We start from the raw sequence: 16,088 nt of genomic DNA on the forward strand, positions 1-16,088 counted from the left end.
AATACAAATTATGCAGTCGTATTTATCCACGGGACCCAATCCTTACGAATTCACGTTAGGTATTTTTATCAATACGATCACCTATATGGCTGTAACCTCATCATCTATACTTCCCTCGCTAAGCTAGCTTCTTCCCGATATATGTATCATATACAGAAAGACTCCCGTTCCATTGAACGGAAGCCTTCTTCATGCATATGAAGTGTTATGTCAGTCCACTTGCGCAGCAGACACCTTGCCAAGATCATACTTTTCTTCCGACTGGGCGGTAATGAACGGACTCGGTGTGCCCACGCAGTAAACGTGCAGCAGATGCATCGCTCGTGTGCAAGCCGTATAGAACAACTTGCGTTCATGCTCCTGAGCATACTGCTCCGCAGAGCCGTCATAGATCAGGACAGCATCGAATTCCACACCTTTGGCCAGATACGCCGGGATCACATGAACACCCTGCTCAAAAGCCAGCGTCGTTTTTTTGATTAACTTCGGTGCTGTGGGCAGCGCCTTACTCAATGCAGCATGTACGTCCCTGCTCTCTTCGGCGGTTTTGCAGATAACTGCAACCGATTCGTACCCTTCCTTAATCAAGTGCTTGAGGTCTGTCGTGATGACATTCATATGACGCTCTGAATCGGAAGATACGATCACTTTAGGTTTCTCACCGCTGCGGTTAAATGGAATAATCTCTTCCCCACCAGGCACCATGCCACGTGTAAACTCCACGATCTCACGGGTAGATCGATAACTTCTGGTTAGCTCAATCACTTCCGTATTGTCTGGTCCGTACAGGTTAGTCAAGGGTCCTGTTCCACTAAGTACTGAAGAGTGGGCATAGATTGCCTGATTAAAGTCACCAAGTGCTGTTATTTTCGCCCGTGGGAACAATCTCTTCATAAATGCCAACTGAAACGCAGAATAATCCTGGGCTTCATCAATGATGACATGGCGAATATTGGAGTTAATATGGAATCCAAGCATAAGCTCACGCAAGTACAAGTATGGCGTAATATCTTCATATGCCAACTCCTGAAGCTTTAATCTGCGTAAAGTCATTTTACAGATTTCATCCCATTGAGCAGGCAGCGCTTCGTCACCCAACAATCGCTCCATCTGAGCCTGATCGTTGAATAGATGTGCGTATAATTGTCTTATATCAACGAATCGTAAGGACTTAATCCATTTTCGCAACGGTTTGAGTCGGTCACTGACCACCATACGTGCCAGAATTTCTCTTTCCTGCTCAAAGTCATTAAACGTATGGGTCTTTCCTTTTTGCTTGCGCTTCAGGCGCTGATAGGCACGTTGCAGATCCTCCGGCTCCATCAGATCAAGCTGCTGATCGACCCAAGGCGCATCCAGTTCACCTTTACCAAAGGCAGACAGTTCTTTCAGCATCCATTCCCGTAACATCTCCAGACGGCTCACCAGCTTAACGGACGACTCGAAGCTGTAGAATTTCTCAGCCATAGCCTCTGACGTGACAATCGCTCGGCCCTGGAAGCGAACCGGCTTGAATTTCATGCCACCTGACAACATACTTTCCTTATAACGTGTAATCACCTTGAGGAACGTTTCGGACGACTTGAAGCGAATGCTGGACATGCGAACATCGTAATCGGGATCTTCCGTCCCCGTAAGTACATATTCGAGTTGAATAAACGGATCTTCCAGTTGATATTCACGACCCAAACGGCGCTCCAGATACTCCTGGAAGGTCGTTTGCAACATGTTTTCCTCCCCAAGCTCAGGCAGTACCGTGGAGACATAACTGTTGAACATTGGATTTGGTGAAAAAAGAACCATCTGATCCGCTTGCAGATGCTCGCGGTATTTATAGAGAAGATATGCCACACGCTGGAGCGCCGCGGATGTTTTGCCACTGCCGGCTGCGCCTTGCACAATGAGCATACGTGTCCGGTCATTACGGATAATCCGGTTTTGCTCCTTCTGAATGGTCGCTACAATACTCTTCATCTGTGCATCCGAAGTTCGACTGAGCACGGCCTGCAACAACTCATCACCAATCGTAACCCCCGTGTCAAACATAAAACGGATACGACCGTCCCGAATGACAAACTGTCGCTTCATCTCTATATCACCGCTGATCTCCCCACTGGGTGTATGATACGTGATTGGACCCGGTGCTCCGTCATAATACAGGTTGGAGATTGGCGCACGCCAGTCGTAGACCAGAAAAGATTCTTCCTTCTCATCCAGCAACGATGCAATGCCCAGATAAATGCGTTCTGCATTTGGATATCCATCTTCTTTGAAATCAATGCGCCCAAAATACGGTGAATGATGCAGTCGTTTCATTTTATCCAACGCAGCTGCTGTATTGAGATGGCTGCGCTCCCGATCGGACAATACCTGTGACTGCTGCCGCATGCTGGTTGAAGTCTCTCCAACATCATCCGCTTCGCTAAAGTTCATCGTGACTTCGTCCCAGAAGTCTTTTCTCATTCCTACCACTTCGTCACGGAAGGAACCGACTTCATCTTCTAACGTTGTGATCTTGCGTTCAATCTGATCGGTCACCGTGTCGACCCGTTGTTGTTCTTCACTCCACTGCTGGTCTGTACTCATATGTTAATAGCCCCTCTTTCCCCGGATTGTGTCCTCAAAATCCCATTTGACAAGCCCGAAAAGGCAATGGTATAATTATTAGAAAGTAAACATTTTAATTATATGTTAATTAGTTCTAATTTTCGAAAACCATTTTTTATTGTACCAGTGACAACGTCCCGATGCAAGCGGAGGCGTTTTTTGTTGTTTTCTTCTTCATTATTACCCATCACCGGGTCCTCATCTGACTTAGCTACTCCTGCCTATTTTCGTAATTCTTCAATCGTCTCTTTCCAACGTGTAATTGCTCCAAGTTCATCTTTTAATTGAAAGGTTATTCCTGAAGTGATGTCCGCATATGGCGCGTGATCCACACGTACCTGAAGCACTTGTGCTTCAAAACGATCTCTCGGATGAACAGCGCCCTTCATCTCAGGCAGCCGTTCTACTTCTATACGGATATGCAGCAATCGATGTCCTTGAACCGCAATCAAGGTAGCCTTGCCTGTTTTGCTCATGTTCATACTGGTCTGTGTACCTGGCCATAAAGCAAGTCTAAGCTGATGCGGATTTATCGCAATCACTTCCCCCATACTAATCATCGCCTGATGCGGCCATTGATCCTCAGATACGGTTAGCAGTTGCATGGCTTCATGCTGTTTATGGTCCAGATTTGTCCCACTCAACCATTCCATTAGTTCAGCGTCCAATTCCTCTATAATCATGTCTCTATCCCTCAGTTCGTTATATTCATTCATGCCCTTCAGCCGTATGTATGACAAAACAACCCGGACACGATTGTCCGGGCAATGTTGTAACTACATTGTATATGATCGCCAAGCAGGTGCGCAATTCGCACGTAGAGAGGTTGTTCAAAAAGTCTAATTTTGATTACGAATCATGCCTAACGGCATCATCAGCATCGAATATGAAATTCAGCCGAAATCTCCGTTGCTCACGTAGTTTTTCCTACGCTCCGCCACTCCATTTCTAGCTTCATTCCATCTTCTCGGTACTGAAAACCAGCCTTTTTGAACTCGCACTTAAGGCCACTTAAGCCAATTCAAAATTTTGTCCTGTGATTCTTTGTCTTCACTGGCGCTATGCACATGTTCGGCAAGTCGATTCAGACGTTCCAACTGATATCCGTAATCATAAATGGCAGCAGCCACGATGGACAATCGTAACATCCCTTCCTTGTCGATATCAAACTGCGTGATCGCCTGCTCCATGAAACGGTCATTATCCAATACAAACTGTGCGGCCTCTTCCCCATTAGGTTTCAGCTTATCCTCGAACTTGAGCAGTGCATGCTCATGGAATTTGATAACCAGTTCAAGATGTGAGTCAAAAAACTGATCCATGGCCGTTGTCCGCGGTGCCTGGAAATAGTGGCGTTCCACCGAATCCAGCACCTCATACCCTTTTTGCAGACTCAGCAGCATTTGTTTGTAGACCACCATCTGCCGAGTTTCGCTGAACTTCGAACGTTTCATCTTTTTCTGTTCCTCTTCGAACAAGTTATACTTGTCGGAGAGAGACTTAATGGAACCGCCCAGGTTGCTTTTCTCCTCCCGGAATACAACTTCCTTGATCTCATCCGAGATCGAGGTTCGTAGAAGCAATGACATACCGCTGAATACACTATGGATCTGCTTCACGAACTGAACCTTCGGTTTCGGAGGAAATACCGTAATGTTGATGAGAAACGCCGATACAATACCAACCAGTGTCAACAGAAAACGATTGAGTGCAAAATGCCAGTCACCCGAGGCTTCCATAATGGATACAACCGTGACCAGTGTCAGGCCAACCGTCTCACCCATATTCAATTTAAGACAGATCATGATGACAAGTACAATAATTAATCCAACGGCGATTGGCTCATTGGACAACACCATGCCCCCCAGAAGGGCGACAATAGCTCCCAGCGTGGTCGTTTGCAACTGATCCAGGAAGTATTTCCAGGAACGATAGATGGAAGGCTGCATGGCGAATATAGCCGCGATTGCGGCAGGCACGGGAGATTGCGGGTTCAAGAACAGGCTGCTTAGGTACAAGGCAAGTGTGACCGCGATCCCCGTCTTAAGTACACGTGCACCAAACGACATGGTGGTGACCCCTCCTCTTTACCGAACCTGAAATTTTACATTTGATAATCATGTTCATTATTACCCCATATTTCTTTTTTTGCCTGAATTCATTCAGGAGAACGATTTATTGTACCATGTAAGGTCTTCCGTTGCCATGTCATAAGTCAGAGGTATTGTGAAATTGATTTCTTTATGTATGTTAATACACATTATTAACCCAAAAAGAAGCAAATCTTCAAAATGGATTTTCGCCACTTCAAAGATTCGCCCTGTTACTTATTATACCTCTGTGGAATGCTCATGCTTGTTATGCCTGCCTAACGGTCCGTGCCCTCCCATTCCCTTTTGAACTGGTCCACGAACTGCACCATATAATCATGACGCTGTTCCGCCAGCTCCTTGCCATAGGAGGTATTCATCAAATCCTTGAGCTTGAACAACTTCTCGTAAAAGTGATTTATCGTTGTACTGCGCCCATTGCGATATTCCTCATGGGTCATCTGCTCCCGTGGGGGAAGGGACGGATCGTACATCTCACGCCCTCTGGCGCCTGAAAAGGCAAAGGTTCGCGCGATCCCAATCGCACCCAGTGCATCCAGTCGATCCGCATCCTGAACAACCTGTGCTTCAAGCGAACTGACCGCAGGACGCTGTCCTCCCGCATATGAGATGGTGCTAATAATACCCACAACCTTATTACGTATATCCGGGTCAAGAGGCTGGGTATCCAGCCAGTTATTCAATTTGGCCATCCCGGCTTCCAAGCTCTCATTCAGCTTCTCATCCGGTACATCATGTAATAATGCAGCCAGTTCGCAGACAAATGGATCTGCCCCCATGCGGTGAGCGAGTTCAACCGCAAGTGCGGTTACCCGTTCAATGTGCGGCCAGTCATGACCATCACTATGCTTGGATGAGTCCCCTTGAACAAAGGATCGGGCGGCGCGCAGAACAGCCTCTCCTGCCGTTATTCCATCTATATTATACATGTGCCCTAATTCTTGCAGATTCCCACCAGGTTCAAGAGGGTTCTCTGACATCTTACGATTCCCCGCCTTCACGGGCCTGTTCACGCGGAATACGCCGAGCTACACCCGTCTTAATAGCTGCTTCAATCACGCGACTGCGCATCGATTTGACCACTTTATCATTGAACACACTCGGAATAATGTAATAACGTGTACGCTCTTCATCCGTAATGGCCGAAGCAATCGCTTGAGCGGCTGCCAGCTTCATTTCTTCATTAATTTCGGTGGCTCGGCAATCCAGAACTGCCCTGAAGATACCCGGGAAACATAACACGTTGTTGATCTGATTCGGATAATCGGATCGTCCCGTTGCCATTACAGCCACAATGTCTTCCACCAAGGCAGGCATAATCTCAGGTACCGGGTTTGCCATCGCAAACACGATTGGATCTTCTGCCATGGTCTGCACATCTTCGCGAGTTAACAGATTCCCGCGGGACAGGCCAATGAACACATCGGCTCCACGAATGACATCACGCAGCGAGCCAGTCTCCAGTTCGGGATTAGTACGAGCTGCATAATCACTCCAGACTTCATTCTCATAGGTTTGTGTTCGTACAATTGCACCCTCACGATCGACACCAATAAGTCGACTGGCTCCTGCAGACAATAATATGTTGCTGCAAGCTACACCTGCTGCACCAATACCGCAGACCACAATCTTCACATCTTCAATGGACTTGCCCACCAGTTTGAGCGCATTGATCAGACCAGCATATAACACAACCGCTGTGCCATGCTGGTCATCATGAAATACAGGAATGTCCAATTCCTCATTCAGACGACGTTCAATTTCGAAACAACGCGGTGACGAGATATCCTCCAGATTAATGCCGCCAAAACCAGGTGATATCGCTTTCACAGTACGTATGATTTCCTCGGTATCCTGTGTGTCCAGGCAGATTGGGAAAGCATCCACACCAGCAAACTGTTTGAATAACATCGCTTTACCTTCCATGACAGGCATCGCTGCACGAGGCCCAATATTACCAAGCCCAAGCACCGCACTGCCATCAGATATGACGGCCACTGTATTCCGTTTAATTGTCAATGAGAAGGCTTTGCCAGGTTCTTCTGAAATGGCTGAACATACACGAGCCACATCCGGTGTGTACACACGTGACAGATCTTCCCGGTTTTGAATCGGGGTCTTTGGTGTTACTTCGATCTTGCCGCCCAGATGAAGCAGGAACGTCCGATCCGATACATTAATAATGGACACACCTTTAAGCTGGCGCACCCCTTCTATAATTTTACTGTTATCTTGTGCATCTGTAACTGCGACCGTCAAGTCGCGCACGCTTACATCCTGATTGGTGGAAATCACGTCGATGGCAATGATGTCTCCCCCAGCTTCCGAGATGGCCGAAGCCACTTCGCCAAACTTGATATCCTTAGTTGTCATTTCCAGTCGAATAATAATGCTGTTACCATCCAGATTTCTTTGATTCATTTCCATTCCTCCCAGACTGAAAGTCTTGAGTTACATGTTACGTGTTTGTCTTCGCTACGCGGACACGTTTATCCTTTATCTTGTCCAGAAAAAGTGGTTCAACAGCCAAATGCATAAAATAAAAAGATGCCCTGAACACCAATGCAGGCGTTCAGGGCAATCTCTTCTTAATACTACTTCATTTATTTAATAACATAAGAATCTATATTATTTCCGGGCAGCCGGTCTGCGCAGAACACAAATGTCATATGGCTTCAAGCTGAGACTTGCTTCCACGGTATCACCACTGAGCAGATCGGTATAGGACTGTCCATCTAGTTCAATCAGCTTCTCATCTGGCGTGTAGTTCTGTACAAACACATAATCAGCTGTACCATCTGTACGTGTATGTGCCGTTGTTCCGGCAGGCAACTCGGTTTCAATTCCACGCTCAATGTTCAGGTCAGCGATTAGTTTCGCATAGAAATCATCATAGAATGGCGCTTTCAGACGTGTCGCTACATAATATGCTTTTCCTGAACCTAACTGGTTAACCGTCAATGCCGGGCGTCCGGCATAGAAGTCAGAACGGTACGTAGCCAGGGACTTCGCGCCTTCCAGATGAATCAGATCACACAGTTCAATTGCATCATACGCTGCATTGAGCTGAAGCTCATTGCCCTTCTCCGGGATAATTCCGTTCAGATCACGATCATGCAAGCCGTCAATTTCCTCGGACCAGATGCCAAGTGTCTTACGCAGTGGGCCTGGGAATCCACCCAGGAAACACAGATCGTTTTCGTTAACAATACCAGACCAGTAAGTTGCTACAAACGTACCGCCTTGTTCTACAAACTTCTCAATGCGTTCCCCGACACCTTCACGTACCAGATAGAGCATTGGAGCAATCAGCAATTTGTACTTGGACAGATCTGCATCCATATCAATAACGTCTACAGCGACTCCCTTTTTCCAAAACGCTTCGTAATGCTCTTCCACCGTCTGCTCATACTTTACACCGATATTACGCGGACCCTGTGAATCATTAACGGCCCAGCGGTTTTCCCAATCAAATATGATTGCAACTTCTGCCGGAACCGCTGTTCCTACAATGGCTTCCATACCTTCAAGAGCCGTTCCTACGTCGGTGACATCTTGGAACACTCGAGTGTGTTCCGTTCCTACGTGGTCTACCACCGCACCATGAAGTTTCTCACTGGACCCCCGGCTTTTTCTCCACTGGAAGTACTGAACACTATCGGAGCCGTGTGCCACAGCCTGGAGAGAAGAGAGCAGATGCATGCCAGGTTTTTTCAGTTTGCTGACATCTTGCCAATTCGTTGAACTTGGAGTACTCTCCATCAGCAAGAACGGCTGACCACCTTTGATAGAACGAACGATATCATGCATCATTGCGATCCGGGATGCCTGTTTCGCGTCGTCATCTGCATCATGCCAAGTCGGATAACTGTCCCAAGAGAGGAAATCCAGAATATCAGCGAACTTCCAATAGTTCAGACCGCCATAGAATTCCATCAGGTTTGTTGTGACCGGCAGATCAGGATTCTGAGCTTTCAATGGTTTCGTTTCATGCACGATAAAATCAGCTGTCTGGTCCGTAACGAAACGGCGCCAATCCAGATTCATTGCGTGTACCTGTGTCTCACCGTGTGGAGCCGGAGATTCCACTTGGCTCCAGTCTGTAACCGTATGGCTCCAGAATGTCGTCCACCACGAATGATTCAGTTCATCGAGTGTTTTATACTTCTTCTGAACCCAACCACGGAATGCTTCCTGACAATAATCACAATGACAGTCTCCGCCGAACTCGTTCGAGATATGCCAGCCGATTACAGCCGGATGATCCGAATAACGTTCTGCCAGTTTTGTGTTAATCGCAGTAACCTTCTCACGGTATACCGGGGAAGTATAACAATGGTTGTGACGGAAACCATGCAGATTGCGGACGCGCTTCTCGGATACGCGGAGCACTTCCGGGTACTTCGCGGACATCCAAGCAGGTCTGGCACCACTTGGTGTAGCGAGGAATGCATAGATACCGTTTGCTGCAAAACGATCCAACACCTGATCCAGCCATTCAAACGTGTATACGCCCTCTTCTGGCTCAAGGGATACCCATGAGAAGATACCAATGGACATCACGTTACACTTTGCAAGCTTCATCAAGCGAATATCTTCTTCCAGAACTTCAGGATAGCGGAGCCATTGCTCCGGGTTATAGTCTGCGCCATGCAACATGTGCGGGGCTTTGGAACTTACAGGTGGAAATTTGTATGTCATAAGGACAACTCCCTTGCTTTAATTACTGTTTTTTTAGTTTATATACGATAACGATAACAACGACTTCACAGACGATACGTATTACGCTAGATTACACGTATGTCACGACATCTGATTCTTCAACAGTAGCAAGTGCTGTAAACGATTCCAACTTGCGACCTTTAAAATCAAACATGGTGAGGTTGCCCCAGTTATTCGGATGACCGACGGACCATTCTTCTTTACTTGGTATCCAGGCAGGTTCCCAATAATAGAATCCGTGACCCAAACCACCAGGAACTTCGCGAATAATCTGCAATAGATCCTTCAGGTATTTGGTCTGTCCCTCTACACTTGCAGGGTATCCTGGTAACAACATATCTTCCTGATTCAATATCCATTCAATACCTTCCGGCTGCTCCAGCGTCCATGGATAAGCGGTTTCAACTACATTGATAGGTTTGCCATAACGCTCAGCCAGATCATGAAGATTGTCACGTAATGCGTCGAGTGTGCCATGCCACCAAGGGTAATACGAGAGACCAATGATATCAAACTCCACACCCAGTGCTTCAAAGCGATCGTAAAACTTGCGGCTCTCGGTGTTATCTCCACCACGATCAATATGTATCATAATCTGAATATCCGCGTCAACGGATTTGACCGCAGCAATTCCGTACTTCACAAGGCCTGCAAAACGCTCCCACTGTTCATCCGTATCATGCTCTTCTCCACCGACACGTCCCTCATTCCATAACATGCCTGGTGTAATCTCGTTGCCCACCTGCACCATGTCCGGAAGCGCATCGTGTTCCTTCAACGTTCTCAGAACGTCTGCCGTATACATGCATACCGCACGTTGAAGCTCTTCATAGGACAGCTGCTCCCATGCTTTCGGCTTCCATTGATTGGCTGGATCAGCCCAGCGATCAGAATAATGGAAATCAAGCAAAAATTTCAAGCCCTGTTCCTTGATCCGTTTGGCTATCTCCACCGTCCGTTCCAGATTGCAGAATCCACCAACAGGATCATTCCAGATTCGAAGTCGTATCGCGTTAGCGTCATTAATCTTCAGGATGGACAGCAAGTCTTGTTCCTTGCCATCCACATCACTATAACTCCCGCCATGCTGTTCGATTTCATCCATAAAGGACACATCCATTCCCAGAATGAATGTCTTTTCCGTCAAGTTGCTCACTGTATCAACCTCCATTAATTTGGGGTACAGGCTCAGCCTTTAACTGAGCCCAACGTCATACCTTTGACAAAGAAACGTTGCAGGAAAGGATACACAATCAAGATTGGTGCACTTCCGATGAAGATCTGAGCTGCCCTTACCGTAGTTTGAGAGAGGGCTTCCATTTCTTTTGGATTCATGCTCATGCTACTCATATCACGTCCAATAATGACCGTTTGCATAAATGTAGCAAGTGGGTAATCCTTGGCGTTATTCATGTAGAGCAATCCATCAAACCAGGAATTCCAGTGGAACACCATACTGAACAATGCAATTGTTGCAATGGACGGCATCGAAATGGGAAGGAAGATACTGAACAATGTTCTGAAATGGTTAGCTCCATCCATGAGCGCCGCTTCCTCCAACTCTTTTGGAATACCGCGGAAGAAGTTCAGCATCAGAATGACAAGGAATGTGTTAACTGCCCCTGGGAGTACCAGTACCCAGAAGGAATCCATCAACCCGATCTTCTGGATAACCATATAGAATGGCACCAGTCCCCCATTGAAAATCATACTGAATACAAAAATCCAGGAGTAGATCGTTCTGCCTTTGAATTCACTATTCTCTTTGGACAACGGATACGCCGCCAGGAACGTAATCAGCAAGGTAATAGCTGTACCAATTACTGTACGTAGAAGTGAAATCCAGAGCGAGTTCAAGAAAATTGGATTATTCATCGTTTTTTTGTAAGCCTCAAGTGAAAATCCTACGGGCCAGAGATTGACCAGATTGGCGTCGGCAGCTGCCTTCGTACTAAAGGATACAGCCAGGACATGAACCATCGGTATGATACACATAATGGCGATCAAAATCAGAAAGCAGGTATTGACTATATTAAACACGCGATAAGGCAATGATTTATGATACATCGTGGTCCCTTCTTTCTCTGTTCATTCGTTTAGAATATGCGATATCCAGCGTATTTTTTGGCTAAGCTGTACGATACAAGAATCAAGATCATACTAATGACCGATTTGAATAATCCAATCGCGGTTGCAAAGCCCATCTCACCATTCTGCATTGCGGAACGATATACGAATGTATCAATGATGTCACCCGTTTGATATACGAGCGGGTTATACAAGTTGAATATCTGGTCAAATCCGGCATTCAGTACGTTACCAAGTGCCAGTGTTCCTACAACCATCAGCATCGGCACAAGCGAAGGGATTGTAATGTGCAGTGTCTGTTTCCAGCGTCCTGCTCCGTCAATTTCCGCTGCTTCGTACAATGCTGGATTAATTCCGGCAAGGGCAGCCAGAAAGACGATCATGTTATAGCCAAATTCTTTCCACACATCTGTCAGAATGACCGTAGATCGGAACCAACTGTTGTCTCCTAGGAAGAAATATGGCCCGAGTCCGAAGGTTCCCAGAACCCGGTTAACCAAGCCGCCTGTTGACAACAGATCTATCAAAATCCCGCCCAGAATGACCCAGGACAAGAAGTGAGGTAAATAGACAAGTGTTTGAATCGTTCGCTGTATAGCCATCTTGCGAACCTCATTCAAAAGAATGGCAAAAACAAATGGAACAAATAAATTAAAAATCAGTTTAAGTACAGCAATAATCAATGTGTTCCAGATGACCTGTAAGCTGTCTTCACGTTCAAACAGATATCTAAAGTTGTCCAGCCCAACCCATTCAGAACCGCTAATCCCAAGCCATGGCTTGTAGTTCTGGAATGCCATAATGATCCCGCCCATAGGCACATAACTGAAGATAATCAGAAAGATAATGGCTGGCAACAGCATAACGTGGAATGGCCAAGTGCGTTTCAAAGTTCTCATGATTGCTCCCCCTGTATTTCTTCCTACTCAAGTACTCCCTGAGTGGCTTATAATGCGATTATATCAACCTTTTACGGGGTCCAAACAGCACATAAAAGCAATATAAATGGCACAAATTCAACCACTTTGCCTTAGCTTGAATAAACAAAAAAAAGCGCCCAGACGTTAGTTGTCCGGGCGCTACTTGTAACTATTTTTTCACACTGTCATACCATTCGTTAACCTCTTGCGTGATTTGGTCACCGCCACCCGATTTCCACGTTTGTACAAAGGTATCAAACGCATCCGCCGGATTTTTGCCATAGATAATTTCGTTAAATGCTTGATTCTCGATTTTGTTCAGATAGTCAAGCTTGGATTTCATCGTCTGTGTTGTTGGACCTGTGAACATGTTTTTAAAGGAAATTTCTTCTTGGCTCAGTAACACTTTGGCTGCTGCTGGAGTTTCTTTACCGTAATTAACAGCAACATCTTTCTCAAGCTTCGTTTCAGGCTCTTTGCCATCCGCTAAGTTCAGAAGTGCTTTCATCTGGGCATCTGGAATACGAGCACCGTCACGAACAAGCAAATAACGTACAACGTTCACGTATCCGCCTTCGATCTGGTCAATCGGCATTTGTTTTCCATTTGCATCCAATTGGTAGTCATAACCTGCAAACAGACCGTTATCATAAGGGCTGCCTGGTGCTGGATCTGCATAATTGTCAAACAGGTAGTTCTGATACGTAAAGAACGCTTCTGGGTGTGCCATATCTTTTTTGATCAACGTAACACCATTAACGAACTGTGTTCCGTGACGCATCGCTTTTCCTTCAGGACCGGTAGGAATTTCAATCGGTTTCCATACCGCACTCGGTACATTTTTCACTGTATCGAGAAGTGGCCACCCACTCATCCAGTAAGGTCCTGGTATAATGCCGGCAGTTCCTGCGACTGCTGGCTCTGCTGTTTTGTTCTCATCCCATAGAGCTGCTTCCTGCGGGATATATCCTTTTTTGAGCCATTCGCTCAATTTGGTCAGACCTTGCTTCATGCCTGGATTAATGGAGCCATACTCGAGCTTGCCATCCGCAGCAAGATTCCATTGTTGAGGTAAGGTGCCATATGCACCAAAGATCCAGGATACATCTCCCATCCATGTGTTCATCGATGTTTTGAAACCAACGCTGAGCGGAGTGACTTTTTCAGGAGCCAAGCCGTCCGGGTTATTGTTTTTGAATGCTTCCATAACGGTTTCCAGCTCATCGATTGTTTTTGGTGCTTTCAGATTCAACTTGTCCAGCCAATCCTGGCGAATCCAGAGCAAGTAATCATTGTTGTATGCGTAGTCCAGAACAGGGATACCCATTCTTTTGCCATCACGACTATATTGGTTCCAAACGTTAGGATCTTGCTCCATCGCTTTTTTCCATGTGTCTGAAGCATATTTGTCGAACAGTGGACCGACCTCTTCGTACATGCCAGAGTCGATCAAGTCTTGAGCAACGAGATTGTCCGCACTACCAATCGTCACGATATCTGGCATTTCCTGTCCAGAGGACATAGCCAGACGAAGTTTGGTTGCAAACGCACTGTTTGTGTCTGTTACTGACCAGAGCGCGCTGACATTAATCCCGAATTTTTCCTTGGCCCACTTGGTTGCCACGTTATTTTCCATGGATTCGCCATTTTTAAACTTCAGCTCAGGATCGATTCCCCATGCTGTTGTAATGGTTACTTCCGGATCATACTTTTCTTTGTATTCGTTTTGGGTTCCAGATGTACTTGGTGTTGCACTATCTCCGCCCCCACTGCCTCCTGAACATCCTGCAAGAACGACAGTTAGACTCAGCGTTGTAGCGAGAAGCGTCAAGAATCTCTTTTTCGTTGATTGCGCTCTCATGTTGTTCCCCCTTAAATCGTTTTGGTTACCCTTTCATTATAGGCTGACCAGGCCTTTGAGCCTATGATACGAAATCAAGATTTCTGCACCTTTGCCAACCTATATTCTGGAATGTTGTTGTAATTATGCCTGATCCCGAAATTCATTTGGTGTCATACCATAATGTTTTTTGAACATTTTGCTGAAATATTGCGGATTTTGATAGCCAAGCTCACTCGTAATCTCGTATATTTTTTTGTTGCTATTCTTAAGCAGATACAGAGCACGCTCCATGCGCATACGAATCATGTAGTCCCCAAGACCTTCCCCAGTCTCTGCCTTGTAAATTTTTGATAGATATACGGGGTGTAGATATACCTTGTCCGCAATCATCTTCACCGACAGATCCTGTCCTGTATCTCTTGTCACTAGCTCCTGAACCTGCTTGATCACATGTCTGCGGCTCTGCACACCTTCCTGATCGGACAACTCTTCCTGAAGCTTCGCCAGCATCTCGGTTGCCCAGCGTCGCAGCTTCTCGGGGGATTGAATCAACTGATGAGCAAGGAGCAGATCGAATCCCGCATGATCAATCTCATGCACCAGATGCCCCTGTTTATGGGCGATATACATAAATGCATTGGTTACCGACAGATACATCTCATACACATGTTCTCTGGACAATCGAACCTGTTCTGCCGCGTCAAAGACCGTGTTCAGCTTACGCGCTGCCGCTTCCCATTGCTTGGTCTCAAGCAATTGCGGAAGTACAGGCGGTTTGTACAGCTCTTCGAGCGCCTGCGTTGCATCATTCTCCGGTCTTTTGCTGAGTGCCTGATCCATGTCCATATATATAATCTTGTGTTCTTCCGGTCCTGAAAGGACAAGCGAACCCAGACTTTTTCGATAAGCTGCTGTCAACTCATTAAAGGGAAATGACGGTGTAACTACCATGGACAGATCTCCCTGTAAATATCGAATGACATGCTCACGGAAAGTTTCAGCTGAGATTCTCAACGTCTCCAAGTCCATCTGCGGAGCTACGATCTGATCTTGATTCTGCAAGAACATAACCAGACACTCATGGGGTCCGCGACCAAACCACACGTTAAATTGCTCTCCGAGTACTTCCTCTGCAATATTACCTACCGCAAAATCCATCAGATCCAGAGACTGCTGGTCCATTGATGAGAAGCGTCCTGTAAGGCGAATCAGCATCATCACAGCCGATTGTTCCGGATCAATATGAATCTCATATTGTTGCAGTTGTTCCCGAAGCGCCCGCGCCGTGATCTCACGTCCAAGCAGCAGATCATGCATAAGATTTTCTCGTAAAATCTTATAGTCAGACTTCCGACTGTATAAAAGCCGGTGATATTTATCAAATTCATCCCACTCATCGCGAAGAGACGTGATGGCTGCCGACACCGATCCCATAAACTCATCATCGTTTACGGGTTTGAGGATATAATCCGCTGCCTGCAATTGAATGGCTTTTTTAGCATAATCAAAATCACTGTGACCCGTTAGTAAAATACAGCGAATATGAGACCAGCGCTTGCTTACCTCTGCAATGAGATCCAGTCCGGACATGCCAGGCATGCGAATATCGGTAACTACGATGTCTACTGCATTTTCCTCCATAATCTCCAACGCTTCCTTACCGGATGCGGCACGCAGCACGGTCGTTACTCCAAGCTCTCCCCAGGGGATCGTAAGTTCCAGACTTTCTGTTACGTATGTCTCATCATCTACCAGCAATATATCAATCAAGTGATTCACTCCCTATTTCGTTCATTC

At 46.3% G+C, this 16,088-nt stretch carries 11 protein-coding genes; all 11 read right to left on the reverse strand.

The annotated features are described in order from the left end of the window. Positions 1–210 precede the first annotated feature (210 nt). Positions 211–2,586, reverse strand: a complete 2,376-nt coding sequence (gene helD / locus QF041_RS09810; protein WP_307413806.1) for an RNA polymerase recycling motor HelD — start codon at positions 2,584–2,586, stop codon at positions 211–213. 242 nt (positions 2,587–2,828) lie between these two features. Further along, on the reverse strand, positions 2,829–3,290 hold the full coding sequence (locus QF041_RS09815) for a pyridoxamine 5'-phosphate oxidase family protein (RefSeq protein ID WP_307413807.1): 462 nt from the start codon (positions 3,288–3,290) through the stop codon (positions 2,829–2,831). Positions 3,291–3,608: 318 nt separating this feature from the next. After that, entirely contained in the window at positions 3,609–4,676 is a 1,068-nt protein-coding gene (locus QF041_RS09820; RefSeq protein WP_091032071.1) for an FUSC family protein, read from the reverse strand. A gap of 299 nt (positions 4,677–4,975) precedes the next feature. Next, positions 4,976–5,698 carry an HD domain-containing protein gene (locus QF041_RS09825; RefSeq protein WP_307413809.1) on the reverse strand — a complete coding sequence of 241 codons (723 nt, stop codon included), beginning with the start codon at positions 5,696–5,698 and terminating at the stop codon, positions 4,976–4,978. Between the two features lies 1 nt (position 5,699). Further along, positions 5,700–7,139 carry an NAD-dependent malic enzyme gene (locus QF041_RS09830; protein ID WP_124113995.1) on the reverse strand — a complete coding sequence of 480 codons (1,440 nt, stop codon included), beginning with the start codon at positions 7,137–7,139 and terminating at the stop codon, positions 5,700–5,702. A 207-nt stretch (positions 7,140–7,346) separates the two neighbouring features. After that, the gene (locus QF041_RS09835; protein WP_307413811.1) at positions 7,347–9,419 is read right to left on the reverse strand and encodes a beta-galactosidase; all 2,073 of its coding nucleotides are present in this window, start codon (positions 9,417–9,419) and stop codon (positions 7,347–7,349) included. A 91-nt stretch (positions 9,420–9,510) separates the two neighbouring features. Continuing rightward, positions 9,511–10,596, reverse strand: coding sequence for a glycoside hydrolase family 53 protein (locus QF041_RS09840; protein WP_307413814.1), 1,086 nt, complete (start codon positions 10,594–10,596; stop codon positions 9,511–9,513). A 32-nt stretch (positions 10,597–10,628) separates the two neighbouring features. Further along, positions 10,629–11,507, reverse strand: coding sequence for a carbohydrate ABC transporter permease (locus tag QF041_RS09845; RefSeq protein WP_091032085.1), 879 nt, complete (start codon positions 11,505–11,507; stop codon positions 10,629–10,631). Positions 11,508–11,536: 29 nt separating this feature from the next. Then, entirely contained in the window at positions 11,537–12,427 is an 891-nt protein-coding gene (locus QF041_RS09850; protein ID WP_074094500.1) for an ABC transporter permease, read from the reverse strand. Between the two features lie 190 nt (positions 12,428–12,617). Beyond that, positions 12,618–14,309: a type 2 periplasmic-binding domain-containing protein gene (locus QF041_RS09855; RefSeq protein ID WP_307413816.1), complete on the reverse strand. Its 1,692-nt coding sequence runs from the start codon at positions 14,307–14,309 to the stop codon at positions 12,618–12,620. 123 nt (positions 14,310–14,432) lie between these two features. Further along, complete coding sequence (locus QF041_RS09860; protein WP_237176029.1) at positions 14,433–16,061, reverse strand: response regulator; 1,629 nt, start codon at positions 16,059–16,061, stop codon at positions 14,433–14,435. Positions 16,062–16,088 lie beyond the last annotated feature (27 nt).

This window comes from Paenibacillus sp. W2I17 (genome assembly GCF_030815985.1).
Classification (GTDB): Bacteria; Bacillota; Bacilli; order Paenibacillales; family Paenibacillaceae; genus Paenibacillus.

Excerpts from the sequence above, each read along its gene's own strand:
- helD (WP_307413806.1), bottom strand. The coding sequence starts at position 2,586 with ATGAGTACAGACCAGCAGTGGAGTGAAGAACAACAACGGGTCGACACG.
- QF041_RS09815 (WP_307413807.1), bottom strand. The coding sequence starts at position 3,290 with ATGATTATAGAGGAATTGGACGCTGAACTAATGGAATGGTTGAGTGGG.
- QF041_RS09820 (WP_091032071.1), bottom strand. The coding sequence starts at position 4,676 with ATGTCGTTTGGTGCACGTGTACTTAAGACGGGGATCGCGGTCACACTT.
- QF041_RS09825 (WP_307413809.1), bottom strand. The coding sequence starts at position 5,698 with ATGTCAGAGAACCCTCTTGAACCTGGTGGGAATCTGCAAGAATTAGGG.
- QF041_RS09830 (WP_124113995.1), bottom strand. The coding sequence starts at position 7,139 with ATGAATCAAAGAAATCTGGATGGTAACAGCATTATTATTCGACTGGAA.
- QF041_RS09835 (WP_307413811.1), bottom strand. The coding sequence starts at position 9,419 with ATGACATACAAATTTCCACCTGTAAGTTCCAAAGCCCCGCACATGTTG.
- QF041_RS09845 (WP_091032085.1), bottom strand. The coding sequence starts at position 11,507 with ATGTATCATAAATCATTGCCTTATCGCGTGTTTAATATAGTCAATACC.
- QF041_RS09850 (WP_074094500.1), bottom strand. The coding sequence starts at position 12,427 with ATGAGAACTTTGAAACGCACTTGGCCATTCCACGTTATGCTGTTGCCA.
- QF041_RS09855 (WP_307413816.1), bottom strand. The coding sequence starts at position 14,309 with ATGAGAGCGCAATCAACGAAAAAGAGATTCTTGACGCTTCTCGCTACA.